The organism is Pectobacterium nicotianae (assembly GCF_023272715.1).
GTDB lineage: Bacteria > Pseudomonadota > Gammaproteobacteria > Enterobacterales > Enterobacteriaceae > Pectobacterium > Pectobacterium brasiliense.
This window is the reverse complement of the sequence record NZ_CP096821.1, coordinates 203189-229234: the sequence shown is the minus strand read 5'-3', so window position 1 is coordinate 229234 and position 26046 is coordinate 203189. Positions and strand designations below refer to the sequence as shown.

The following is a 26046-nucleotide window of genomic DNA, read 5'->3' as shown; positions in this document are numbered from 1 at the left end:
TTTATGGCGCGGAGTATTAGATAGGCTTGACATTGTGTAAAACAAAACATTTAAATCATTACGACAAAATTTTTTTGGAGATGGGCGTGGATACCGAATTACTAAAAACCTTTCTGGAAGTCAGCAGGACAAGACACTTTGGCCGTGCCGCCGAATCCCTGTATCTCACGCAGTCAGCGGTGAGTTTTCGGATTCGCCAGTTAGAGACGCAGCTTGGTGCCAACCTGTTCACGCGCCATCGGAACAACATACGTCTGACGCCCGCTGGCGAACGGCTTCTGCCCTATGCGGAAAGCCTTATCGGTACCTGGCAGATCGCCAAAAAAGAAGTCGCACGCTCGCAGCAACACAGCCTGCTTTCGGTAGGAGCAACGGCGTCACTCTGGGAGGCCTATCTGACTCCCTGGCTACAATCGCTGTATCAACAGCGCCCGCTGCTCCAGCTAGAAGCGCGCATTGCCTTACGTCACTCGCTGGTAAAACAACTCCATGAGCGTCAGTTGGATCTGTTGATTACAACCGAACAGCCAAAAATGGAAGAATTGGCGAGCCAGCTACTGGGTAACTTCTCCCTTTCGCTGTTTGCTGCAGAAGCGCACCCACCCGGGCAGGAACTGCCTTATATAAAATTAGAGTGGGGCGCAGACTTTCATCAGCAGGAACATCGCCTATTAGCCAGCGATCAGCTTCCCGTGTTGACAACAACATCGGCCCAGTTGACCCGCCAATTGCTTGAAACAACCGGCGGCTGCGCGTTTTTACCCAGCCATTGGTTACAAACCTATTCCAACCTGCGGATAGTTGGCGACAGTCAGCCCGTCGTGCGCCCGTTTTACGCCGTTTGGTTACAAAACAGCGATCAGCAGACGATGATTCGTCAGTTGCTGAAAACGCCTATTGTGATTAATCCATGAGCTATTTTGCTCACAACTCACTTAAGCACGTCTGGCTAACCAGAATGTGCTTAACGCCTTCTGTAACCCAATGAAAGCAAACAGCAGGAAACCAATGACGATTTTTGTCCACCATGAGCTCAAGGTACCATCAAACGTGATATACGTTTGAATCAGACCTTGAATCAGTACGCCAAACAGGGTGCCCAATACGGTTCCGACACCACCGGTCAGTAGCGTACCGCCGATGACAACGGCAGCGATGGCGTCCAATTCCACACCGCTTGCTGCCAGAGCATAACCCGCGGAGGTGTAGAGAGAGAAAACAATACCTGACAGCACCGCTAACGTACTGGAAAGCATGTAGATATGAATCGTCGTCCGCCTGACGGGCACCCCCATCAGTTCCGCTGAATAGCTGCTACCCCCAATCGCATAAACACGGTTACCAAAACGGGTACGGTGCGCCATCACGATCCCCAGCAGTACCACAATCAACATAACCAGCGCCAGAAAGGTAAACCGTCCTCCATCCGGCATGCGCCATGCTAAACCCGCCAGTTGGCTATAGACCGGATGATCGATTGGAATCGACTCCTGTGAGACGATAAAGCTCATTCCTCGGACAAAGAACATACCCGCCAGTGTGATAATAAAGGCTGGCAATTTGAGCGTGTCGATAATCCATCCCATCAGCCCGCCAAACATGGCGCCCATCACCAGCGCTATTGCGAACGCAAAGAAAGGATCAATGCCATACGTACCGATCAGTTTGGCCAGTAACACACCAGTAAATGCAATAACTGACCCTACGGAGAGATCGATCCCGCCAGACAGGATGACAAACGTCATCCCAACTGCCACGATCCCAAGAAAGGCGTTATCCGTCAGTAAATCGAAGAAAACTCGCGTCGACGCAAAGCCGGGAAACTGGCTGAGACAGAATAAATAGCCAGCAATAAAGACCAGAATCGTCATCAACAGGGGGAAGTGGCGTTTCAACATTATGTTTTCCTCCTGAACAGGTGGTGCAACGAAATGCGTGGAGATTGCATAACCAAAACCAGCAGAACGACGAGTGCCTTCAGAACCAGGTTGAATTCCGGCCGATAGCCAGACAGCAGGATGCCAGTATTCATACTCTGAATAATCAAGGCACCGACGACAGAGAGCAGCAAATTAAAACGCCCCCCAAGTAGCGAACCGCCACCGATCACCACAGCCAGAATCGCGTCTAATTCCAACCAGAGGCCCGCGTTGTTCGCATCCGCCCCACGGATATCTGCCGTCACGATAACGCCCGCTACGGCCGCACACACGCCGCATATGACATAAGCTGCGACCAATACCAGCTTCGTACTCACGCCTGCGTTGCGAGCCGATCGCAAATTAATACCGACTGATTCGATAAATAGCCCAAGCGCCGTTTTACGCGTCAAAATCCACAACGCCAACAGCATCACGCAGGCAATAATCACTGGCATGGGTAGATAGAACAGGGTTCCGCTGCCCAACTTAGCCAACCCGGCGTTATCGAACGTGATAATTTGACCTTCGGTAATCAGCTGAGCAATGCCTCGCCCGGCAACCATCAGCATCAACGTCGCCACAATCGGCTGAATCTGTAACACCGCAACCAGAAAACCGTTCCATAGCCCACACAGCGCACCAACCAATAGCGCAACCAGCAGTACAGAAGGAAGCGGATGACCAGCAGCAGTAAGCGTTGCGGCCGTCGCGCCTGCAATCGCCATTACCGCACCAACCGATAAATCGATTCCACCAGTGGCAATCACTAACGTCATACCTAATGCCAGCAGCGCAACGGGCGCACCGCGGTTAAGGATGTCGATAAGGCTACCGAACAAGCGCCCATCCTGAATGTGGAGGGAGAAGAAGTTGGGCGCGACCATGCTATCAATCAGCAAGATGGCAACGAGCGCCAGAAGCTGTGGCACCCCTTTGGTGAACGTTAAGCGGACTTTTTTGGCAGGTTTGACGTTATTATCTGTCATCATCTGCTCCCGTTTGTACTGCGATTGCCTGCATCACTGCGGCAACCGAGATCTCATTATGTTCAAGATGCGCAACGTGCTGCCTGTCGCGCAGCACAATGATGCGATCCGCATAACCAGTCAGTTCTTCCAATTCAGAAGAGATCACGAGTAACGCCATCCCCTGCTCACACAATTTTTCGATCAGGCGAATGATTTCAGCATGCGCACCAACATCGATTCCTCGCGTTGGCTCATCCAGAATCAAGAAGCGCGGTTCTGTTGCCAGCCAGCGCGATAGCAGGACTTTTTGCTGATTCCCTCCCGATAGATACTGAATTTCCTGCTCTGGACTCGGCGTACGAATCCCTAATAGGCTGATAAATTTTTCAGCGATACGGGTTTGCTCACGTAAGGAAATGGGCTTCAGCCAGCCACGTTGCGCCTGAAGCGCCAAAATGATGTTCTCTCGTACCGTTGCCGCACCGACAATGCCGTCAGTCTTGCGATCCTCAGGGCAATAGCCAAAGCCGAGTTTTCCTGCTGCACGCGGCGTGCGAATGCTGACTTGTTTGCCATCAACTCTGGCTTCACCGGCATCAGGCACGTTAATACCAAATATCAGCTGCGCAGTTTCTGTCCGGCCGGAACCCAGTAGACCAGCGAGGCCAACAATTTCTCCCGGGCGCACGGAAAGCTCGAAGTCATTAATCGAGCCACGCCGACCATAGTGTTTAAACTGCACGATGGGCTCACCTGAGACGTCACTATGTTCGCCACGCTTCAATAACGTTTCATCAAAACTGTGCCCCAACATCATTTGGACTAATTCAATACGTGGTAATTCTGCGGCAGGCAATGTCCCCACTAATCTTCCATTACGCAAAACGGTAATTCTGTCACTAATGCGATAAACCTGATCCAGAAAGTGCGTCACAAATATCATACCGATTCCGCGGTCGCGCAACGTCCGCAATATATCCAGTAGCATATCGACTTCTTTTGCATCAAGGCTTGCAGTCGGTTCATCAAGAATTAAAACTTTAGCGGAAAGATCGATAGCTCTGGCGATAGCGACAATTTGCTGCACTGCGATGGAGTAATTACCAAGCGGATGACTAACATCGATCATCAGTCCATAATTCAATAAAAGTGCTTCGGCCTGATGCAGTATTTTATGTTGATCCACGATGCCCCAACGTGTGGGCTCACGGCCAATAAATAAATTTGCCGCAACGGACAGATTCGGTAATAGATTGACTTCTTGATAGACCGTGCCAATACCCAATGACTGAGCATGAGCCGTATTTACAGGATTAATCGCCATACCATCGAGGATAATTTCACCCGTTGAGCGATGGTAAACGCCAGTCAACGCCTTAATTAACGTTGACTTCCCTGCACCATTCTCTCCTAATAGCGCCACTATTTCGCCGCGATTAAGCGTGAAGTCCACTTGATCTAGTGCTTTTACCCCTGGAAACTCAACGCTCATGCCCCGAATATCTAACAACCGTGTCGTTTCCATCAGCATCACCTATGCGACAACTTAACAAGGCTACATCACACCTGAGCAATATTATGGTAAGTAGGCTGACAATATTCACTGTCCCGTGATTAAACGGTGCAGAAAACATAGCAAGCCCACTTTCCCATATTTATATTTCTGCCAGGTATTTAGCAAAATTTATATCAATGATAAATCCACAATATAAATCTCAATAACCAAGGTCTTTCTTGGTTTCATATTCCTGTTTTGCCGTGTCAGGCAGTAATAAACGTGATTCGGTTTGAATGAATTTTTCAGGCTGTTTCCCGTCCTTCTTCATCGCTAATAAAGCATCAAAAGCAGGGCCAGCCATATTAGGTGTTAATTCAACGGTGGCATTAGCTTCGCCATTCATCATAGCTTTAAAAATGTCGGGGACACCATCAATGGAGACAACTTTTATTTGTGAACCAGGTTTCAGACCCGCTTCTTTAATTGCCTGAATAGCGCCTATTGCCATGTCATCATTATGTGCATAAACCGCACAGATATTTTTCCCGTTCTGCTCAGCTTTAATAAAGCTTTCCATGACCTCTTTACCCTTGCTACGAGTAAAGTCCCCCGACTGTGAGCGAATAATTTTTATCTGTGGATCTGAAGCTATACCGTCAGCAAACCCTTTCTTACGGTTTATCGCAACGCTAGCCCCAACCGTTCCCTGCAACTCAACAACATTACAAGGTTTGCCAGCGGCTTCTTTCACAAGCCACTCCCCTGCCACTTTTCCTTCATAGACACTATCAGAGGCGATAGCAGCGGTGTACAACGATGGATCGCTAACCTCAATCGTTCTATCAAGCAGGAACACGGGAATTTTTGCTTCTTTAGCTTCCTGTAAGACTGGTGCCCAACCTGTCGCGACAACTGGAGCAATAAATATGGCATCTACGCCCTGAGCGATGAACGACCGCACAGCCTTAATCTGATTCTCCTGCTTCTGCTGAGCATCCGCTATTTTTAACGTTATCCCACGCTTCTCGGCTTCCTGCTTTGACACCTTAGTTTCCGCAGAGCGCCATCCTGATTCTGAACCAATCTGGGAAAACCCAACCGTTAAGGGTTTTGCCTGTACGGCACCACATAACGCAGTGCTTACAGCAACAGCTACCAGTAAACGTCTGTACATACTTAAACTCCTTCTGTGTAGTCTTACAGCTACTTAGTCAGATTTCAGGTACAGCATAGCGCTACGAATTTCTGCTGTAGCGCTACCGATGTGATGTTGGCAGGTATCACTAACAAGTGAATGCAACCTGAAGGATCGTTCTGAAAAACAACTTCCTTTCACTCAGGTTGTAGATAGTTTTAGTTCAAATATCGAACAAGGTGAATGAGCAAGTTCACAACCTGGTATTACGGTTATTTTGTGCATATTTACAGCTAAATCAGCACGATCTATCAACAGCACATTAGTGAATTTTATCTATTAAATAACAACACGTTAGATTAATTAGACATCCAGAGGAGAGAAATAACGAAGAAATTGGAAAGAAGGATACGAGACAGGATCGAGCATAAAGTACAGATCAAAAAAAACCCTTCACGATAACGTGAAGGGTTTTATTTGGCAGGGGCGGAGAGACTCGAACTCGCGACACCCGGTTTTGGAGACCGGTGCTCTACCAACTGAGCTACGCCCCTAAATTACGCTTAACATTATGCCTGCTAAAGTTAGCAGGCATAATTTTTAATAAGTGGCGGAACGGACGGGGCTCGAACCCGCGACCCCCTGCGTGACAGGCAGGTATTCTAACCAACTGAACTACCGCTCCACCGAATTTCTCTACAACCACCAGATCGCTCTGGCTTACTGCTTAATTTGATGCCTGGCAGTTCCCTACTCTCACATGGGGAAGCCCCACACTACCATCGGCGCTACGGCGTTTCACTTCTGAGTTCGGCATGGGGTCAGGTGGGACCACCGCGCTATCGCCGCCAGGCAAATTCTGTTTCATTCTAGCCGTTATGTTTCACTTTTTTGTGTCACACAACCACCAGAACCAATCTCTGAACAAGCTGAACATCGTTTTATATGAGTCTTTAAAACACCTTCGGTGTTGTAAGGTTAAGCCTCTCGGGTCATTAGTACTGGTTAGCTCAACGTATCGCTACGCTTACACACCCAGCCTATCTACGTCGTCGTCTTCAACGGCCCTTCAGGGACATCAAGTGTCCAGGGAAGACTCATCTCGAGGCAAGTTTCCCGCTTAGATGCTTTCAGCGGTTATCTCTTCCGCACTTAGCTACCGGGCAATGCAATTGGCATCACAACCCGTACACCAGTGGTGCGTTCACTCCGGTCCTCTCGTACTAGGAGCAACCCCTCTCAATCTTCCAACGCCCACGGCAGATAGGGACCGAACTGTCTCACGACGTTCTAAACCCAGCTCGCGTACCACTTTAAATGGCGAACAGCCATACCCTTGGGACCTACTTCAGCCCCAGGATGTGATGAGCCGACATCGAGGTGCCAAACACCGCCGTCGATATGAACTCTTGGGCGGTATCAGCCTGTTATCCCCGGAGTACCTTTTATCCGTTGAGCGATGGCCCTTCCATTCAGAACCACCGGATCACTAAGACCTGCTTTCGCACCTGCTCGAGCTGTCACTCTCGCAGTCAAGCTAGCTTATGCCTTTGCACTAACCTCCTGATGTCCGACCAGGATTAGCTAACCTTCGTGCTCCTCCGTTACGCTTTGGGAGGAGACCGCCCCAGTCAAACTACCCACCAGACACTGTCCGCAACCCGGATTACGGGTCCACGTTAGAACATCAAACATTAAAGGGTGGTATTTCAAGGTTGGCTCCACGCAGACTGGCGTCCACGCTTCAAAGCCTCCCACCTATCCTACACATCAAGGCTCAAGGTTCAGTGTCAAGCTATAGTAAAGGTTCACGGGGTCTTTCCGTCTTGCCGCGGGTACACTGCATCTTCACAGCGAGTTCAATTTCACTGAGTCTCGGGTGGAGACAGCCTGGCCATCATTACGCCATTCGTGCAGGTCGGAACTTACCCGACAAGGAATTTCGCTACCTTAGGACCGTTATAGTTACGGCCGCCGTTTACCGGGGCTTCGATCAAGAGCTTCGCCTTGCGGCTGACCCCATCAATTAACCTTCCGGCACCGGGCAGGCGTCACACCGTATACGTCCACTTTCGTGTTTGCACAGTGCTGTGTTTTTATTAAACAGTTGCAGCCAGCTGGTATCTTCGACTGATTTCAGCTCCATGAGCAAGTCACTTCACCTACCATCAGCGTGCCTTCTCCCGAAGTTACGGCACCATTTTGCCTAGTTCCTTCACCCGAGTTCTCTCAAGCGCCTGAGTATTCTCTACCTGACCACCTGTGTCGGTTTGGGGTACGATTTGATGTTACCTGGAGCTTAGAGGCTTTTCCTGGAAGCGTAGCATCGGTTACTTCATCACCGTAGTGACTCGTCATCACGCCTCAGTGTTAACGATGACCCGGATTTACCAAAGTCACCCACCTTCACGCTTAAACCGGGACAACCGTCGCCCGGATAACCTAGCTTTCTCCGTCCCCCCTTCGCAGTAACACCGAGTACAGGAATATTAACCTGTTTCCCATCGACTACGCTTTTCAGCCTCGCCTTAGGGGTCGACTCACCCTGCCCCGATTAACGTTGGACAGGAACCCTTGGTCTTCCGGCGTGCGGGTTTTTCACCCGCATTATCGTTACTTATGTCAGCATTCGCACTTCTGATACCTCCAGCAGCCCTCACAGGCCACCTTCGCAGGCTTACAGAACGCTCCCCTACCCAACAACACCTAAGTGTCGCTGCCGCAGCTTCGGTGCATGGTTTAGCCCCGTTACATCTTCCGCGCAGGCCGACTCGACCAGTGAGCTATTACGCTTTCTTTAAATGATGGCTGCTTCTAAGCCAACATCCTGGCTGTCTATGCCTTCCCACATCGTTTCCCACTTAACCATGACTTTGGGACCTTAGCTGGCGGTCTGGGTTGTTTCCCTCTTCACGACGAACGTTAGCACCCGCCGTGTGTCTCCCGTGATAACATTCTTCGGTATTCGTAGTTTGCATCGGGTTGGTAAGTCGGGATGACCCCCTAGCCGAAACAGTGCTCTACCCCCGAAGATGAATTCACGAGGCGCTACCTAAATAGCTTTCGGGGAGAACCAGCTATCTCCCGGTTTGATTGGCCTTTCACCCCCAGCCACAAGTCATCCGCTAATTTTTCAACATTAGTCGGTTCGGTCCTCCAGTTAGTGTTACCCAACCTTCAACCTGCCCATGGCTAGATCACCGGGTTTCGGGTCTATACCCTGCAACTTAACGCCCAGTTAAGACTCGGTTTCCCTGCGGCTCCCCTATACGGTTAACCTTGCTACAGAATATAAGTCGCTGACCCATTATACAAAAGGTACGCAGTCACCTAACAAGTAGGCTCCCACTGCTTGTACGTACACGGTTTCAGGTTCTATTTCACTCCCCTCGCCGGGGTTCTTTTCGCCTTTCCCTCACGGTACTGGTTCACTATCGGTCAGTCAGGAGTATTTAGCCTTGGAGGATGGTCCCCCCATATTCAGACAGGATGTCACGTGTCCCGCCCTACTCATCGAACTCACAATCTGTGCATTTTTGTGTACGGGACTATCACCCTTTACTGTGCGACTTTCCAGACGCTTCCACTAACACACAAACTGATTCAGGTTCTGGGCTCCTCCCCGTTCGCTCGCCGCTACTGGGGGAATCTCGGTTGATTTCTTTTCCTCGGGGTACTGAGATGTTTCAGTTCCCCCGGTTCGCCTCATGACACTATGTATTCATGTCATGATAGTGTGTCGAAACACACTGGGTTTCCCCATTCGGGTATCGTCGGGTATAACGCTTCATATCAGCTTACCGACGCTTATCGCAGATTAGCACGCCCTTCATCGCCTCTGACTGCCTAGGCATCCACCGTGTACGCTTAGTCGCTTAACCTCACAACCCGAAGATGTTTCGATTGAATCATCATCGCGCTGCGATTATTTGAGAGACTCATTGACAGACTGATTCACCACGACACGCCCGAAGGCCGTCATGCATGTTCAGCTGTCATGTTTCAATTTTCAGCTTGTTCCAGATTGTTAAAGAGCAATATCGTAAACATGACTCCGAAGAATCATCTTTAAGATATTCGTGATAATGTCTTTCACTCATTATCGGATTGGCGTCCCCAAGGGGATTCGAACCCCTGTTACAGCCGTGAAAGGGCAGTGTCCTAGGCCTCTAGACGATGGGGACACGAAAAATCCGCACCAGGTCATAAACCCGGCACGCTCGCGTCAGCATGAGTCTACACTCATGACATCAACAGGTGCGCTTGCTCAGTATTTTCATCAGACAATCTGTGTGAGCACTTCACTCAACGCACATCTTCTTGGTAAGGAGGTGATCCAACCGCAGGTTCCCCTACGGTTACCTTGTTACGACTTCACCCCAGTCATGAATCACAAAGTGGTAAGCGCCCTCCCGAAGGTTAAGCTACCTACTTCTTTTGCAACCCACTCCCATGGTGTGACGGGCGGTGTGTACAAGGCCCGGGAACGTATTCACCGTAGCATTCTGATCTACGATTACTAGCGATTCCGACTTCATGGAGTCGAGTTGCAGACTCCAATCCGGACTACGACGTACTTTATGAGGTCCGCTTGCTCTCGCGAGGTCGCTTCTCTTTGTATACGCCATTGTAGCACGTGTGTAGCCCTACTCGTAAGGGCCATGATGACTTGACGTCATCCCCACCTTCCTCCGGTTTATCACCGGCAGTCTCCTTTGAGTTCCCGACCGAATCGCTGGCAACAAAGGATAAGGGTTGCGCTCGTTGCGGGACTTAACCCAACATTTCACAACACGAGCTGACGACAGCCATGCAGCACCTGTCTCAGAGTTCCCGAAGGCACCAAAGCATCTCTGCTAAGTTCTCTGGATGTCAAGAGTAGGTAAGGTTCTTCGCGTTGCATCGAATTAAACCACATGCTCCACCGCTTGTGCGGGCCCCCGTCAATTCATTTGAGTTTTAACCTTGCGGCCGTACTCCCCAGGCGGTCGATTTAACGCGTTAGCTCCGGAAGCCACGCCTCAAGGGCACAACCTCCAAATCGACATCGTTTACAGCGTGGACTACCAGGGTATCTAATCCTGTTTGCTCCCCACGCTTTCGCACCTGAGCGTCAGTCTTTGTCCAGGGGGCCGCCTTCGCCACCGGTATTCCTCCAGATCTCTACGCATTTCACCGCTACACCTGGAATTCTACCCCCCTCTACAAGACTCTAGCCTGTCAGTTTTGAATGCAGTTCCCAGGTTAAGCCCGGGGATTTCACATCCAACTTAACAGACCGCCTGCGTGCGCTTTACGCCCAGTCATTCCGATTAACGCTTGCACCCTCCGTATTACCGCGGCTGCTGGCACGGAGTTAGCCGGTGCTTCTTCTGCGGGTAACGTCAATCGATAAGGTTATTAACCTTACCGCCTTCCTCCCCGCTGAAAGTGCTTTACAACCCGAAGGCCTTCTTCACACACGCGGCATGGCTGCATCAGGCTTGCGCCCATTGTGCAATATTCCCCACTGCTGCCTCCCGTAGGAGTCTGGACCGTGTCTCAGTTCCAGTGTGGCTGGTCATCCTCTCAGACCAGCTAGGGATCGTCGCCTAGGTGAGCCATTACCTCACCTACTAGCTAATCCCATCTGGGCACATCTGATGGCGAGAGGCCCGAAGGTCCCCCTCTTTGCTCTTGCGAGGTTATGCGGTATTAGCTACCGTTTCCAGTAGTTATCCCCCTCCATCAGGCAGTTTCCCAGACATTACTCACCCGTCCGCCGCTCGTCACCCAAAGAGCAAGCTCTTCTGTGCTACCGCTCGACTTGCATGTGTTAGGCCTGCCGCCAGCGTTCAATCTGAGCCATGATCAAACTCTTCAATTTAAGATTTGTTTGATTTGCTGAACTCGTCAGCGATGCTCAAAGAATTAAAACTGTTTATTCGTAATGAATTTACTGTTGTTCACTCTTCAAGACTTTTTTATATCGTTAAGATACGGTCTTGTGAGTGCCCACACAGATTGTCTGATTAAATTGTTAAAGAGCAGTGCCACTTCATCGGTGGCGCGGGCTGCATATACTATGCTTTTCCGCTGTGAAGTCAAGTCATTACTGACTGCCTTCGGTGAATCTTTTTTTCCTGTCACCACAACGGCGTGTCGCTGTTGCCGTGTCAGTGGAGGCGCATTATAGGGACTTCTCGGCCACTGACAAGCGCTAAATGCAAAAAAAATATCGTTTGTCTATTATTCACCCACAAGGCTATCAAAGTGGCAGTTTTTCCAGCGAATCGAAGCCATAACGCTGCAATATTGGCCACAGCGTGGCGACTTTAGGCGTAATCGCCAGGCAGTAAACCAGATTCTTATCTGTCGAAAGTGGCGGATTATCCAGATTAGCAATCAGCCATGCTGTTCTTTTAGCTATAGCAGCACCAGAATCGACAAGACGTGTACCATCTGGCAAGGCCATTTTCAGTTCTTCTGCCAATAATGGAAAATGCGTACACCCAAGCACGACCGTATCTGGCGGTTCCGATAAACGCAGCCAAGGGCGCAGAATCTTTTGCAATTCGGAAATGGAGATCGTCTCTCCTTGCAATTTCGCTTCTGCTAACTCGACCAGTTCTGACGATCCCAATGACAAAATCTGGCAATCCGTCGCAAAACGGGCAATCAGCTCGTGTGTATACGGACGTTGAACCGTTGCACGCGTCGCCAATAGGCCGACAACGCCGTTGCGCGTCAGCTTAGCCGCAGGCTTCACCGCAGGGACAACGCCCACGACAGGGAAAGTAAAGCGCTCACGTAACGCAGGAAGGGAAATCGTACTCGCCGTATTGCAGGCAATTACAACCAATGCGAGCTGATGGCGTAGTTGAACTGCGTTAACAATCTCAACCACGCGCTCGATAATAAACTGCTGTGATTTCTCACCATACGGAAACGCTTCGTTATCGAATGCGTATATATAGTGAAGATCCGGCAAGAGCTGCCGGATTTCATCATAAACAGACAGCCCGCCTACGCCGGAATCGAAGACCAGAACCGTAGGACGGGATGGCAGGTTAGAAGGTATAGCTTCCTGTGAGATAGTATTCTCGCCCTGCCGTGCGGTAGCCATATGCCGTCTCATAATCTTTATCAAACAGGTTGGCGATTCTACCACGAACTGTCAGATGAGAGGTGATCGGATATGAGGCTGCGAGATCCCAGAGGCTTACGCCGCCTAATTTCACAGGCTGGAACGTGTTGTAGTCCGTGTCATAACGTTGTCCGAGATACTGGTAAGTCACCGACCAATCAATATCAGCTACCGCCCAATCCAACTGATACTTAACCTGCTGCTTGGCGCGACGTAGTAACACTTTATTCGTCTGGCTATTACGCGGGTCAAGGTAATCAAAAGAAACTGTATGAGCCAGAGGACCAGTATCGAAAGATGCCGTTGCTTCAGCACCTTTGATACGCGCTTTTTGGATATTGCCGTAACGATTTGTTGAGTCAAAATTGATGAGGTTGTCAATATCATTGCGATAGCCAGACAACCTCCAGTTAACCGGGCCAGTCAAACCTTCGAAGCCGCCTTCCCACTGCTTACTTTCTTCTGGCTTAAGATTGAGGTTACCGTATTTTTCGCTATAGACCTGATTCAGGTTCGGTGCTTTATAAGCAGTTCCATAAGAGGCAAAAATGCTGTACCCCTCAATAAACTCCCACGCAGCGCTCGATTGCCAAGTGTTATGCCAGCCAAAAACATTATTGTCATCGCCCCTAACAGCCCCTTCTAGCGTCACACTGCTTATTTTTTGTTGGGCGGTGGCGTAGATACCAGCGTTACGTTGCTCATGCCCAGCCGTTACGCGACCTGTACCTGGTTGTGATGTCTGTTTTTGCCAATCCACACCCGCGCTAACACTCCCCGCGCCAACAGCAAATGTATTGCCCCATTGCAGGTTATATTGTTTTACATCATCCAACGATGATGCAGGGCTATAACGTCCCTTAGCAGGATCAAAATTTAGATCCTTGGTGTAGCTATAACTGGCGACTAATTGGCTCGAATAAATATCTCGGTTAAATTGCAGGCCTGCATCCCACGTTTGACTATAAAGCTGTCGAATACTTGGTGTACCCAAAAAAACCCACGTTACGTCCTCAAGGGCATCATAACCATCATAATCGGTTCGATTATCAAAACCATATCCACGCACGAAACCACTAAATTCATCATTGAACTGCTGCTTTACAGCACCATAGATGGATTTACTCATGAATCCATCACGATCTGGCTGACGCGGCGCATCAGCAGCAGCGACATCAAATCCTTTGGTATAGGTGTAATTACCCGCTAACGTGACTGTTGTGCCACTATCCAAAGTCTGTTGGGTTGCCAAATCATAGGCTTGGTAGCCTTTTGAGCCAACACCAGCAACCAATGTTGTGCCATTTTTCTCTCTGGTGGTAATGATGTTTACAACACCACCAATAGCATCAGAACCATAGACAGCGGAACGTGCACCACGGATATATTCTATCTTTTGAACCAAAGAAAGAGGAATCTGGCTGAGGTCGGAAGAACCGCTAATACCAGCTTGATTCAAACGAATGCCATCTATCAAAATAAGAACATGTCTGCTCTCAGAACCTCTAATGCGTAATGCACTTTGTTGTCCCAATCCACCACTCTGTTCAATATCCACACCCGGCAAGCGGCGCATAACATCAGTCAGGCTTTTTGCCTGCCAGCGGTCGATCTCTTCTCTTGTCACTACAGTAGTAGGTGCCAGCACCGAAGAAACTGGCTGTGCGAAACGATTTGCTGTGACTACCATGTCATCGGCATTTTTTTCCGATGGCGAATTTGGAGATGAACTGTTTTCCTGCGCCCAGCCAGAAAATGCCGTGACGGAAAGCGCCGTCAGCAGCGAAATTTTTTTAATCATTGTTAAAGCATCCGAGAAATAATAAGGATGCCGCAGGCTCTGTTAATAGCACGCGATATGCAGAACCAATTGCGACGTATTCCGGCAGGTCTTCGGGCTTGGATGCCGTTGTCCCACAAATCGTCAACGACGGTAGGGGATACAACGAAAGCGATGACTTCCCATCCTCAAAAATTGAAGACAGTGTCTGCATAATAATGCTATCGCCGGGGCATTTCTTACCGCTGCGCGTCAGCTCCAGATTTACACTGGATTCCCTTTTAACTTGTGGTACAAGGCCGGACGCTCATCCTACAATCGCGAATTGTGGAAGTCTAGACTTCTATATCACTACAGGATAATCACGTAACAAAACTGGACTTCCTGGCCGGATTCCCTACAATTCCCGGCCAATAACACCCTTTTAGACGCTGTTGACGAGAAAACCATGACGCCAGAAATCCTGCCCATCGAACAATACGACGACCAGCTTGCAGAGAAAACCGAGCGTCTGCGTGGGATGATGGCACCGTTCAATGCACCGGAGCCTGTCGTCTTCCGTTCTCCCGTCAGTCACTATCGGATGCGCGCCGAATTCCGTATCTGGCACGATGGCGACGAGCTTTATCACATCATGTTTGACCAGCAAACCAAACAGCGCATTCGGGTCGATCGCTTTCCGGCTGCCAGTGAACTGATCAACCGCCTGATGCCGGAGCTGCTTGCCGCCATTCAGCCCGATTCCGTCCTGCGCCGCAAACTGTTCCAGATAGACTACCTGTCCACCCTGAGCGGCGAAGTGATCGTTTCTCTGCTGTATCACCGCGCACTGGATGAGGAATGGCAGGAACATGCCCGCGCGCTGCGCGATAGCCTGACCGCACAGGGGTTCCGTCTACAGTTGATTGGTCGCGCGACAAAAACCAAAATCTGCCTCGATCGCGATTATGTCGATGAATGCCTGCCGGTTGCAGGTCGGGATATGATTTACCGACAGGTAGAAAACAGCTTCACGCAGCCGAATGCCGCAATCAATATTCAGATGCTGGAATGGGCGCTGGATGCGACAGCGGGATCAACGGGAGATTTACTGGAACTGTATTGCGGCAACGGCAATTTTTCACTCGCGCTGGCAAGAAATTTCGAACGCGTACTGGCGACGGAGATCGCCAAGCCCTCCGTCGCGGCAGCACAATATAATATCGCGGCGAACCAGATAGAGAACGTGCAGATTATCCGTATGGCAGCGGAAGAATTTACGCAGGCTATGCAGGGCGTGCGTCAGTTTAACCGTTTACAGGGCATCGATCTGACGAGCTACCAGTGCGAGACCATTTTTGTTGACCCGCCGCGCAGCGGACTGGATGACGAAACGGTGAAACTGGTGCAGGCGTATCCGCGCATTCTTTATATTTCCTGCAACCCGGAAACGCTGAGCAACAACCTGCAAACGCTCTCGGAAACCCACGACATTCGCCGTCTGGCGCTGTTCGATCAATTCCCTTACACCCACCATATGGAGTGTGGCGTGCTGTTGGAAAAGCGTCAGTAACAGCACACAACCTGGCGGGTCACCCCCGCCAGAATACACTCGCTACAGCGTCTCGTTCTCTTCTGCGGATACAGAATCCGTTTCTTTTCTGCGGCGCAGCTTCAGGCCAATCCAGAAAACCAACACCACGCACAGGATTGAAGGAATAAAGTTCGATCCTATGGCGGGATATTCAACGCGCACGATGGCGCTGTAAATCAATAATCCCAGCAGAAAACTGGCCGCCGCCAGCATCGGAATGCCTTCCGGCATACTGTGGTGCAAATAGCGTTGATGTAGACAATAAATGGACAATACCAGCGCAATCAGGGGAAAAATCGAGAACGGAACAATACTGCTGAACAAGGCGGCGAATGCGCCATTGACGGATAAGCCCGCAATCAACGCCAGCACCAGCGTACCTTTTTCTTGGTGAGGTTTTTCTGTCATGGATTCTCCCTTTTCATGTTGTTGGTATAGAGGATTTATGGCACGGTAAAGCTACTATCGTGTTCTTTTCTGTACCAGTAATAAGCACCTTTGGCGATCATCCGCAGTTGCAGTACTAACCGCTCTTCTAGCTGTTTACGCTGTTCCAGGGAAACATCCAGGGCTTCCGCCCCCGCGCTGAAAACAATGGTCACCATCGCTTCCGACTGCGCTTCCGCGAAACTGCGGGGAATATGGTTTTCCACCTCAAGATAATCCGCCAGTTCAGCGATAAAATGCTGAATCTCCCGTGCGACCGCCGCACGGAATGCCGCCGACGTCCCTGAGCGCTCACGCAGCAAGAGCCGGAACGCATTAGGATTATTGCCGATAAATTCCATGAAGGTGGCAACCGACGTCCTGATTACGCTACCCGTCTTCGCAATACGCTGCCGGGCCTGTCGCATTAACTGACGCAGCATCAGCCCGCTTTCGTCAACCATTGTCAGCCCCAGCTCATCCACGTCACGAAAATGACGATAGAAAGACGTCGGCGCGATACCCGCTTCTCGGGCAACTTCACGCAGACTCAGGCTGGCAAAACTGCGTTCAGCGCTTAACTGGCTAAATGCAGCTTCAATAAGGGAACGACGAGTCCGTTCTTTTTGTTGTGCTCTGACACCCATTATGCTGCCCAAATGATCTACTCCCCTTTCCAGAGGGGCACTATAGCAAACTTTATTGTCCGCAGAATGAGACAAAGTTTGCCATATTAAGAATGTGAGAATCTGTTTCCATAGTAAAGGCAGGGATGATTGGGTTCTGCCGCAGTCGATGTTACAATGCGCAATGTTACAGTCGCGTTATTAATTTGTATAAAAACAGGTTTAACCTACCATGACTCTACAACATCAATTCGATTACGATGCCATCGTTATTGGTTCCGGTCCCGGCGGTGAAGGTGCAGCAATGGGATTGGCCAAGCACGGCGCCAAAATTGCGGTGATTGAACGTCACTACAATGTCGGCGGCGGCTGTACCCACTGGGGTACGATTCCTTCCAAAGCCCTCCGCCACGCCGTCAGCCGTATTATCGAGTTCAATCAAAACCCCCTCTACAGTGACAACTCCCGCATTATCCGCTCCTCATTTTCCGACATCCTGCGCCACGCCGACAGCGTCATTGGTCAGCAAACCCGTATGCGACAAGGATTTTATGAGCGTAACCAGTGCGAGTTGTTTTCCGGTGAAGCCAGCTTCATCGATGCACATACGATTGCCGTTCACTACCCAGACAATACCCATGAAACGCTGACCGCCGCGAATATCATTATCGCGACCGGTTCACGTCCGTATCATCCGGCAGAAGTCGACTTTAATCACCCGCGAATTTACGACAGCGACTCGATTCTGCAACTCGACCACGAGCCTCAGCACGTCATCATTTACGGCGCGGGCGTTATCGGCTGCGAATATGCCTCTATCTTTCGCGGCCTGAGCGTTAAGGTCGATTTAATCAATACCCGCGATAGGCTGCTGGCCTTTCTCGATCAGGAAATGTCGGATGCCCTGTCCTACCATTTCTGGAACAACGGCGTGGTGATTCGCCACAACGAAGAGTTCGAGAGTATTGAAGGGCTGTCTGACGGCGTTATCGTTAATCTGAAGTCAGGCAAAAAGATGAAGGCGGACTGCCTGCTTTATGCCAACGGACGCACGGGTAACACGGAAACGCTGGGGCTAGAGAATATCGGCCTGAGCACCGACAGCCGCGGGCAGCTCAAGGTCAACAGCATGTACCAGACGGCGCTGGCGCATATTTATGCCATCGGCGATGTCATTGGCTATCCTAGCCTGGCATCGGCAGCGTACGATCAGGGTCGACTCGCCGCACAGGCGATCATCAAAGGCGATGCCAGCGCGCATCTGATCGAAGATATCCCAACCGGTATTTATACCATCCCGGAAATCAGCTCCGTGGGGAAAACCGAGCAAGAGCTCACCGCGATGAAAGTGCCTTATGAAGTCGGGCGGGCACAGTTCAAGCATCTGGCGCGAGCGCAGATTGTTGGGATGAATGTGGGGAGTTTGAAGATTCTGTTCCATCGCGAAACGAAACAGATTCTGGGTATTCACTGCTTTGGTGAGCGCGCCGCTGAGATTATCCACATCGGGCAAGCCATCATGGAACAGAAAGGTGAAGGCAATACTATCGAATATTTCGTTAATACTACCTTCAACTATCCAACCATGGCAGAAGCGTACCGTGTAGCCGCGCTGAACGGGCTTAACCGCTTATTTTGACAGGTTTTCCATATAGCCTTGCATATGCTCGCGGATGGTATCAGCAAGTTGCTCATAACGTCCGCGCAGCGGTGAACCGGGGCGATACACCAGCGCGATAGTGCGCTTGGGCTCCGGTTTATAGCACGGCAAATAGCAGACGCCGTCGCGCTCGCGCTCACGCGGAACCGACAATGACGGCAGAAGCGTAATACCGCTTCCAGCTGCGACCATGTTGCGCAGTGTCTCCAGGCTGGTCGCCCGGAAATGCGTATCTTCATCCGCCCCCGCCTGAAAACAGAAGCCCATCGCCTGATCGCGCAGACAGTGGCCGTCTTCCAGCATCAGCAGTTTTTCACCCGCCAGATCGGACATCGCCACACGTTCACGGTTCGCCCAAGGGTGATCCTGATAAATGGCCAGCTTCATCGGCTCGTCGAAGAGGGGAACCTCGATAAAGGCTTCGGACTCTTTCACCATTGCCAGAATGGCGCAGTCCAGTTTGCCGCTGTCCAACTGGGCCAGCAACTGATGGGTTTGCGCTTCGTGCAGATACATTTCGAGTTTGGGAAACGTGCGGTGCAACATTGGAATGATTTGCGGCAGCAGATAAGGCCCCACGGTAGGGATCAGGCCGATATGCAGCGGTCCGGACATGGTTTCACCCTGCTGGCTCGCCATCTCTTTTAATACTTTAACCTCGCGTAATACCGTTCGTGCCTGCTCGACCAGCAGCAGCCCCGCTTGCGTAAACAAGACCTTGCGACTGGTTCGCTCCAGCAGCATCACGCCGAGTTCATCTTCCAGTTTACGAATCTGTCCACTGAGTGTTGGCTGACTCACATGGCAGGAATCTGCCGCACGCCGAAAGTGACGATGTTCTGCCAGCGCGACAAGATACTCTAAGTCCCGAATATTCATTATTATTCTCCTTATCATGATAGCTAACAGCGATAGATAGGATACCAATGAACGATAATCCCTATCAACATCCAAAATGAATAATATATCCCACCAAAGCGTATCTATTTATTTCTACAGGAATAAAACAATATTTTTACGATTTCGGCACCACTTGGGTAGACCTACCCACTTTCAGCCACGCTATAACAAGCAGACTAACATCTTCAAGCGATTTGGCAGCGACAGCATTTTGTGTGTGTCGGCCAACGATACTCCCGCACTCGACACCGGGAAATCTGACCAGCAGGCAAAGTCATTAACGGTATGGGAATAAGCGGAGAGAAATAGAGGATGCGAATAGTCAGGGGGATGGTTAATAACGCCGCCAGGCGGTCATCGTACTGTTATGAATGATAGACACGATTATTTATAGGAACGACTCGCGATAAAAACGGGATAAGAGATAAAAGCAGGTGCTGTAGGTAATCATTGAATCGGTCAGTAGCGGTCGGTCGAACTGCATGAATAGGAATCTCATCCCTGAGACTCCTCCTTTTCAGAGCCGCAGTAAGTGACGTTGAAAGGCATTCCAATCCCGTTACTCTTCGTCACCGCGCTGCGGCCTCTTTCTTCCTGAAATATTGCGTGTCGCCTCAGCGTGCCACATCAGGGCGGACGCCCAGCGTATGGCAAATCGCATAGCTCAGTTCCGCGCGGTTCAGCGTATAGAAATGGAAATCTTTTACGCCTTCACGACTGAGAATTTTCACCATATCCATGGCGATAGACGCACCCACCATTTTGCGGGTTTCTGGATCGTTATCCAGGCCGTCAAACATGGTCGTCATCCAGTTCGGCACACGGACGTTGGTCATCGTGGCAAATTTTTGCAACTGCTTGAAGTTCGACACTGGCAGAATGCCCGGCACAATTTCTACATCGATGCCCGTCGCCACGCAGCGGTCACGGAACCGCAGATAGCTTTCTACGTCGAAAAAGAACTGCGTGATAGCGCGATTCGCGCCGGCATCAATCTTGTGTTTCAGGTTAATCAGGTCAGCCTGCGCGCTTTTCGCTTCAGGGTGTACTTCAGGATAGGCGGCAACCGAAATATCGAAATCGCCAACCTCTTTCAACAGCGAAACCAGATCCGCCGCATACATGTCCGGTTTGCCGCCCTCTGGAGGCAAGTCGCCGCGCAGCGCGACAATATGGCGGATACCGCTCTGCCAGTAATCCTGAGCGATGTCGCGCAGTTGCTCACGCGAGGCATCAATACAGGTCAGGTGAGGTGCCGCTTCCAAACCGGTACGTTCTTTAATGGTTTTGATAATGCTGTGAGTACGGTCACGCTCGCCAGAATTTGCCCCGTAAGTCACGGAAACAAACTTGGGCTTCAGGCTGCTCAGTCGATCGATAGAGCTCCACAGGGTGTCTTCCATCTCGCTGGTACGCGGCGGGAAAAATTCGAATGACACATTAATGCGCCCCTGTAATTCCGCCAGACTTTGATTCAGCGCTTCCCGCTGGTTTGCGTGAAAAAAGCTCATACCTGCTACCCCGTTGACCGTGACTGTTATTATCATTCGCTACACGTCTATACGTTTAGACGGCTATATAGAAAATGACGTAATCCGCTTAAAGAGTCAACGTTTTTCAGCACGACAAACCGTGATGATTGCTCACGGTAAATGAAAAAAGTTCATGATGGGTTTCACGCAAAAGTGCTGTCTCGTAGTCACATTGTTATGGAGACGCGGAGACAGTTTCGTGTGCCATCGAGAGAATCTGGGAAATACGCCGTCAGCCACAGGGGAAATCGTGAAAATGTACGGTATGCCCTTCTTCCGCCGTCAGAAAAATGGCGTACTGCGGGGCTTCCAGACTGACCTCAAATCCCGGAGCAAAGCGCAGCGCGGATTGGTGATTGGTGCCGCGTATCGTGCTAAACGATATTCCTCGCCAGCTGCCGCTAGCAGGCCGATGCACGTGCCCTGCAGAAATATGCCGCACATTGCCGAAACGATGACACACCTGATACAGCGCATCTGCTGCCTCGGGGGCTAATCGAACGTTATCCAGCGCCGGAAGTCCGATCGACATCGGAGGATGATGCAGGAACAGGAACACATTCTTGCCTTCCGCAGCCTGAAGCTGTTGCTCCAGCCACGCCAGCCGCGCGGAACACAGCGTTCCGGCAACGTCACCGGCCTGCAACGAGTCCAGTAAAATGACGCAATCATCTCCCACGGACGTCACGCTCTGCACAAATCCATTTTCATCCACCAGCGTCGGGAACTGGGCCAAAAACGTCTCCCGCTCGTCGTGATTCCCCATCGTCACACGCCAGGGAAGCTGGAGTTCAGCCAGCGCCGAGGCCAGAAATACATAGGATGCCGCACTGCCGTCATCGGACAGATCGCCGGAGATGACCACCAGATCGGCATCGCGATGGTGTGCGTTGATGTCGGCAATCGCCGCTTTCAGTTGCTGCTCCGGGTCGCGACCATGCAAATTGCCGCCTTGTGCGGTCAGATGGAGGTCGGAAAGTTGAATCAGTTTCATATTATCCTCGGTTTTCATTATCCACGCGCTATCGCCTGCCAATACCGTTACGCCGACTGGCGACGGATTAGCGGGGCAGCCACTTTCGCTCGACACGCGGGTTCTTGTACCTGGGACTGGCGTCGATCGAGCAACGCCAACGCCTGTGCCGCCATCGTGGCGGGATCCTGACGAAATGTCGTCAACGCATAGGCATCCCACCCTGCGGCCGGAATATCATCAAATCCGATAACCATGAGATCCTGCGGAACGGCTAGTCCACACTGCTTTGCGCGGTCGATCACGCCGAACGCCACTAAATCGTTAACGCAGAACACCGCATCCGGCCTGGCGGCTGCGGGAAGTGAAAATAGCCTCTGCCCCACCGCCAGCCCGTCGCCATAATCCGTATCATCACCACGCACCACAGCGACGGACAGACCTAACAAATGCGCCTCTTCACAAAACGCCTGTTCACGCTCGATGATATTGGGCGTTGCCGACGCCGCTCCGGCCAGAGCCAGACGCGTTCTGCCCGATGAGGCAAACAGTCGCACCGCCATACGTGCGGCGGTGTCATTATCAATGTGTACGCTGTCACACGCCGGTTCGTGCCGCCCGATGACAATCAGCGGCTGACCGTTTAACTGCGCCAGCTCGACAAATTCTTTCGGCGGCGAGCCGGAAAGCACAATCGTCGCTTCCGCACGGTGACCAAACAGAATCGAACGCGCGGCGGCCATCGCTTCCCGCACATGACCGGTATTGATAAGCACAGGAATCGAGCCGCGTTGGATTAACGCCTGCGACAGTTCTGCAACCAAATTGGCACGAAACCCGACCTCGGGGTGCGTCACCACCAGCCCAACCAGACGGCTGCTGTTCGCCAGCAGGCCGCGTGCCAAATCGTTAACCTGATAGCCCAACTCCTGTGCCGCCGTCATTACCTTGGCATAGGTGGCAGCCGACACGCTGGCGCCGGGGGTAAAACTGCGGGACACCGCCGAGCGTGATACGCCAGCCCGACGAGCAACATCCTGTGCGCTAACGTAGCCCTGTTTACCTGCCGTCATTTTCCTATCCTTGCCATTACGTCGGCTTTCAAAAAACGTTCCACCACCAGCATGAACAGCACGGAAGGAATCAGCAGCACCAGCGCGGTAATGGAAGCGATCTGATAGTTACCGCCTGCCCCCGCGGTATAGAGCAGCAGCGGCATCATTTGCACATCTGGTGCTCCCACAAAGTAGCTGCCGGTAAATTCATCCAGCGATTCGAGGAAAACGAAGATGGCCGATGCCATCAGCCCCGGCATAGCCAGCGGCAAAGTGATATCGACAAAAGCGCGCCACGGCCCGGCACCAATTGAACGTGCCGCCTGTTCCATTTCACGCCCTACCGCCGAGAACGCCGCCGAGGCAATCCAGACCGCAAATACCAGCCCATGAACCGTGTGAACCAGCACCACGCCCAGCAGCGTGCCGTTCAGCCCCCACTGATAAAACAGGCGAGCGATATTGACGTACACCGTCAGATTCGGAAATGCCTGCGGGATCAGGAAGACCAGCAGTATCAATCCACGAGCGGGCAGCGGCAGGCGCGCCAGCGCATATCCCGCCGGAATCGCCAGCGACAACGAAGCCAACACGGTGAACACCGCCACCAGCACGCTATTCCCCAGCGCTTCCCAGGCTACCCCACGCGGTGAAAACACCCGCTTCCAGAAGGCAAAGCCCCAGTCATTGGGCAGCAGATGGGGATAGAACCATTTTTCCGCCACCGACCACAGCAGGAGGTTAGCCAAGGGCCCAAAGATCAAGAAGATCAGCGTCCCCAGAATCAGCATTCTCGGTATCCACCACAGTACGTTCTTCATGCTTTATCCCTCATGTTCAGGCGGAGATAAATCACGGCAAACAAACCAGTCATCAACAGGGAAATTACCCCTAACGCATTCGCCACGCCATAATCGCCGTAGGCGTTAATGCGGAAGGCAATGTTGGCGGTTAGCATCGTCGGCGACTGGGCATTGATCATCATCGGTACGGACAGCACCGACATCATGGTGACGAAAGAGAGAATGAGTCCGGTGAGCAGCGTTTGCCCAACCTGAGGCACCACAATTTCACACAGAATACGCAAGCGCGACGCACCTAAGTTACGGGCGGACTCGATCATCGTGCGATCCAGCGATGCCATCGCGCCCGCGACCAGCAGCGCCACAAACGGCGTCTGCTTCCAGACAAAGGCAAATACGATGCCACGCCAGTCCAACCAGTTGCTGGCGCTGGCCATATCGACAATGCCGAGCGTATCCAGCGCCCCATTCAACCAGCCGTTCTTGGCCAGAAACGTGCGTAAAATTTGCCCGGTCACGATAAACGGGATAAAAAGCGGCCAACGATAGACCCAGCGCAGCAGCGCCACCATGCGCGGACTTTCCCCCAGCGTCAGGTAGCCGCCGATCATGACGGACAGCAGACCAATCAGCAGCGTCGCGAGGCTCACAATCAGTAAGGTAAACAGAATATCGGGCAGATAGAGCGTCAATGCGGTGACAAAATTATCAACACCCACACCATTCTGACTGACAAAAGCGCCCCCAACCGACAGCCCCAGCGGCGTGATAAAACAGACCGCCACCACCGCCAGCGCGGGTAGCACAAGCGCGATACCCGCCAGTCGGGAAGAGAATTGGGATACTTGCAACATGAATGTCTCCGCGCTCTGGCTTCATCCCGCCAGAGCGCCTGTGATGCTAAGGGTATAAAAATTTAGGGAATGATTACTTCGCCATCGCCTGCTCATAGGCGTTCAGAATCGCAGTGTGGTAAGGCGCGATAGGGAACGTCTTGCCTTTGCTCGCCAGTTCATCAGGCGTTACGTCCGTGAAAAGACGCTGCCAGACAGCGGGCTTCAGCTCGGTCTGAACGTACTTGGCATCGATCCCCGGATACCAGTTAAAGCGTTCCACAATCCCTTCAGCCTGTACTTTGGCGCTGGTGGCAAGTTCGACAAACTGTTTAGCCAGTTCGCGGTTCGGTGCCTGCGCGGGGATGACATAGTGCATCGGCTGCCCCGGCATACCGGGCGCAGGAAGCAACAATTTGAAATTGTCCGGCAGTTGTCCGCTCGCTTTCCAGGAATAGAACATATCGACCCACACCGGCCCCATCGCGATTTCGCCACGGCTCAGCATGTCGAGCGTGCCAGCATTGCCCGGCGTCAGCGTCACGTTCTTGTTAAAGGCTTTCAGGCGCTCAAACGCCGGTTGCCATTTCTGTGCTTCCGCTTCATCAAACGGCCCGTTCATCAGCTTCTGAGCATCACCGCCGTAAGCGTAAATCCAACCCATTACGAAGCTCACGCCCGATGCGCCACCCTTAATGCCGTTGTAGCCGAACATCTTCGGATTCGCGGCAGCCCACTGCTGGATTTCGTCATAGCTTTTAGGCGGATTCGCTACCATGCCGGGGTTATAGGCCAGCGCCGTCTGGCTGCTGAACATCGGCATGACGTAACCTTTCACATCTGTGCCCATGGCCTTATCCGCAGCGGCCATGCTGACCAGCTTGCCGCTGGCGATATCATCGCGATATTTCAGCAGGTCGCCCTTTTGCACCATCGGACCGACAAATTTCTCATGCACGACGGCCACATCGGTGTCCCAGACTTTGGCACCAGCAGCCTGTTGTGCATTGAAACGCTCAAGAATCTTCTGCGACCCCGCATCACCCGGTCCGGTGCCGACGGCACGTACTTTTACGCCGGGATGCTGTTTCTCAAACAGCGGCCCCAGATATTCATTGACATAGTCGACCATGTTTTGGTCACCCGCCGTCAACACTGTTAATTCCTGTGCCTGTACCGCCGCCAGCGGCGTACTCATCATCAGCGTTGCAGCAAAAATGCGTTTCATCTCATTTG

The 26046-nt window shown here is 51.6% G+C and carries 18 protein-coding genes, 3 tRNA genes, 3 rRNA genes and 1 riboswitch; of the genes, 3 read left to right on the top strand and 21 right to left on the bottom strand.

Annotated elements, in window-relative coordinates; translation table 11 throughout:
• Nucleotides 1–86: 86 nt before the first annotated feature.
• A complete protein-coding gene (gene hdfR / locus MYB54_RS00980) occupies nt 87–914 on the top strand; it encodes an HTH-type transcriptional regulator HdfR (protein ID WP_010294681.1) in 828 nt (275 codons plus the stop codon).
• Between the two features lie 21 nt (nt 915–935).
• On the opposite strand, the gene yjfF is transcribed toward hdfR, so the two are convergent.
• The 12 genes from yjfF to btuB all read right to left on the bottom strand — a co-directional run bounded on the left by yjfF (nt 936) and on the right by btuB (nt 14450).
• The gene (yjfF, locus tag MYB54_RS00975; RefSeq protein WP_010294682.1) at nt 936–1898 is read right to left on the bottom strand and encodes a galactofuranose ABC transporter, permease protein YjfF; all 963 of its coding nucleotides are present in this window, start codon (nt 1896–1898) and stop codon (nt 936–938) included.
• Nucleotides 1898–2908 (bottom strand): galactofuranose ABC transporter, ATP-binding protein YtfT, encoded by a 1011-nt coding sequence (ytfT, locus tag MYB54_RS00970; RefSeq protein ID WP_010283927.1) that lies wholly within the window; start codon nt 2906–2908, stop codon nt 1898–1900. The genes yjfF and ytfT overlap by 1 nt, the downstream gene beginning before the upstream one ends.
• The gene (ytfR, locus tag MYB54_RS00965; protein ID WP_040034473.1) at nt 2898–4415 is read right to left on the bottom strand and encodes a galactofuranose ABC transporter, ATP-binding protein YtfR; all 1518 of its coding nucleotides are present in this window, start codon (nt 4413–4415) and stop codon (nt 2898–2900) included. Before ytfR ends, ytfT begins: the two co-directional genes overlap by 11 nt.
• A gap of 190 nt (nt 4416–4605) precedes the next feature.
• Nucleotides 4606–5562, bottom strand: a complete 957-nt coding sequence (ytfQ, locus tag MYB54_RS00960) for a galactofuranose ABC transporter, galactofuranose-binding protein YtfQ (protein WP_010283932.1) — start codon at nt 5560–5562, stop codon at nt 4606–4608.
• A gap of 439 nt (nt 5563–6001) precedes the next feature.
• Nucleotides 6002–6077 (bottom strand) — tRNA-Trp (locus MYB54_RS00955).
• Between the two features lie 54 nt (nt 6078–6131).
• Nucleotides 6132–6208, bottom strand: a tRNA-Asp gene (locus tag MYB54_RS00950).
• 52 nt (nt 6209–6260) lie between these two features.
• Nucleotides 6261–6376, bottom strand: a 5S ribosomal RNA gene (gene rrf / locus MYB54_RS00945).
• A gap of 121 nt (nt 6377–6497) precedes the next feature.
• A 23S ribosomal RNA gene (locus MYB54_RS00940) occupies nt 6498–9404 on the bottom strand.
• A 227-nt stretch (nt 9405–9631) separates the two neighbouring features.
• Nucleotides 9632–9707: transfer RNA gene (locus tag MYB54_RS00935), tRNA-Glu, on the bottom strand.
• Nucleotides 9708–9847: 140 nt separating this feature from the next.
• A 16S ribosomal RNA gene (locus MYB54_RS00930) occupies nt 9848–11389 on the bottom strand.
• The 16S, 23S and 5S rRNA genes sit together here with 3 tRNA genes alongside, the layout of an rRNA operon.
• A gap of 381 nt (nt 11390–11770) precedes the next feature.
• A complete protein-coding gene (gene murI, locus MYB54_RS00925) occupies nt 11771–12628 on the bottom strand; it encodes a glutamate racemase (protein ID WP_039521220.1) in 858 nt (285 codons plus the stop codon).
• Nucleotides 12573–14450, bottom strand: a complete 1878-nt coding sequence (btuB, locus tag MYB54_RS00920; protein WP_248721396.1) for a TonB-dependent vitamin B12 receptor BtuB — start codon at nt 14448–14450, stop codon at nt 12573–12575. The genes murI and btuB overlap by 56 nt, the downstream gene beginning before the upstream one ends.
• A 66-nt stretch (nt 14451–14516) precedes the next feature.
• Nucleotides 14517–14746: riboswitch (cobalamin riboswitch) on the bottom strand.
• Between the two features lie 131 nt (nt 14747–14877).
• Here btuB and trmA point away from each other — a divergent pair.
• On the top strand, nt 14878–15981 hold the full coding sequence (gene trmA, locus MYB54_RS00915) for a tRNA (uridine(54)-C5)-methyltransferase TrmA (protein WP_014916979.1): 1104 nt from the start codon (nt 14878–14880) through the stop codon (nt 15979–15981).
• Between the two features lie 42 nt (nt 15982–16023).
• Here trmA and MYB54_RS00910 read toward each other — a convergent pair whose 3' ends face one another.
• On the bottom strand, nt 16024–16410 hold the full coding sequence (locus tag MYB54_RS00910) for a YijD family membrane protein (protein WP_014916980.1): 387 nt from the start codon (nt 16408–16410) through the stop codon (nt 16024–16026).
• Between the two features lie 35 nt (nt 16411–16445).
• Entirely contained in the window at nt 16446–17075 is a 630-nt protein-coding gene (gene fabR / locus MYB54_RS00905; protein WP_014916981.1) for an HTH-type transcriptional repressor FabR, read from the bottom strand.
• Nucleotides 17076–17286: 211 nt separating this feature from the next.
• On the opposite strand from fabR, the gene sthA reads away from it, so the two are divergent.
• Nucleotides 17287–18693, top strand: a complete 1407-nt coding sequence (gene sthA / locus MYB54_RS00900; protein ID WP_014916982.1) for a Si-specific NAD(P)(+) transhydrogenase — start codon at nt 17287–17289, stop codon at nt 18691–18693.
• Here the strand turns inward: sthA and oxyR are convergent.
• From oxyR to MYB54_RS00865, 7 genes are all read right to left on the bottom strand, one after another.
• Nucleotides 18685–19593 carry a DNA-binding transcriptional regulator OxyR gene (gene oxyR / locus MYB54_RS00895; RefSeq protein WP_010281486.1) on the bottom strand — a complete coding sequence of 303 codons (909 nt, stop codon included), beginning with the start codon at nt 19591–19593 and terminating at the stop codon, nt 18685–18687. The two genes, sthA and oxyR, sit on opposite strands and share 9 nt — an antisense overlap.
• A 635-nt stretch (nt 19594–20228) precedes the next feature.
• Nucleotides 20229–21125 (bottom strand): methylenetetrahydrofolate reductase, encoded by an 897-nt coding sequence (gene metF / locus MYB54_RS00890; RefSeq protein WP_014916983.1) that lies wholly within the window; start codon nt 21123–21125, stop codon nt 20229–20231.
• A 253-nt stretch (nt 21126–21378) separates the two neighbouring features.
• Nucleotides 21379–22236 (bottom strand): phosphodiesterase, encoded by an 858-nt coding sequence (locus MYB54_RS00885; RefSeq protein WP_228376636.1) that lies wholly within the window; start codon nt 22234–22236, stop codon nt 21379–21381.
• A complete protein-coding gene (locus MYB54_RS00880; protein ID WP_014916985.1) occupies nt 22188–23192 on the bottom strand; it encodes a LacI family DNA-binding transcriptional regulator in 1005 nt (334 codons plus the stop codon). Before MYB54_RS00880 ends, MYB54_RS00885 begins: the two co-directional genes overlap by 49 nt.
• Nucleotides 23189–23995: an ABC transporter permease gene (locus MYB54_RS00875; RefSeq protein WP_039281140.1), complete on the bottom strand. Its 807-nt coding sequence runs from the start codon at nt 23993–23995 to the stop codon at nt 23189–23191. Before MYB54_RS00875 ends, MYB54_RS00880 begins: the two co-directional genes overlap by 4 nt.
• Nucleotides 23992–24831, bottom strand: coding sequence for an ABC transporter permease (locus tag MYB54_RS00870; RefSeq protein WP_014916987.1), 840 nt, complete (start codon nt 24829–24831; stop codon nt 23992–23994). Before MYB54_RS00870 ends, MYB54_RS00875 begins: the two co-directional genes overlap by 4 nt.
• Before the next feature lie 73 nt (nt 24832–24904).
• Nucleotides 24905–26038 carry an extracellular solute-binding protein gene (locus MYB54_RS00865; protein WP_014916988.1) on the bottom strand — a complete coding sequence of 378 codons (1134 nt, stop codon included), beginning with the start codon at nt 26036–26038 and terminating at the stop codon, nt 24905–24907.
• Between the last annotated feature and the right edge of the window lie 8 nt (nt 26039–26046).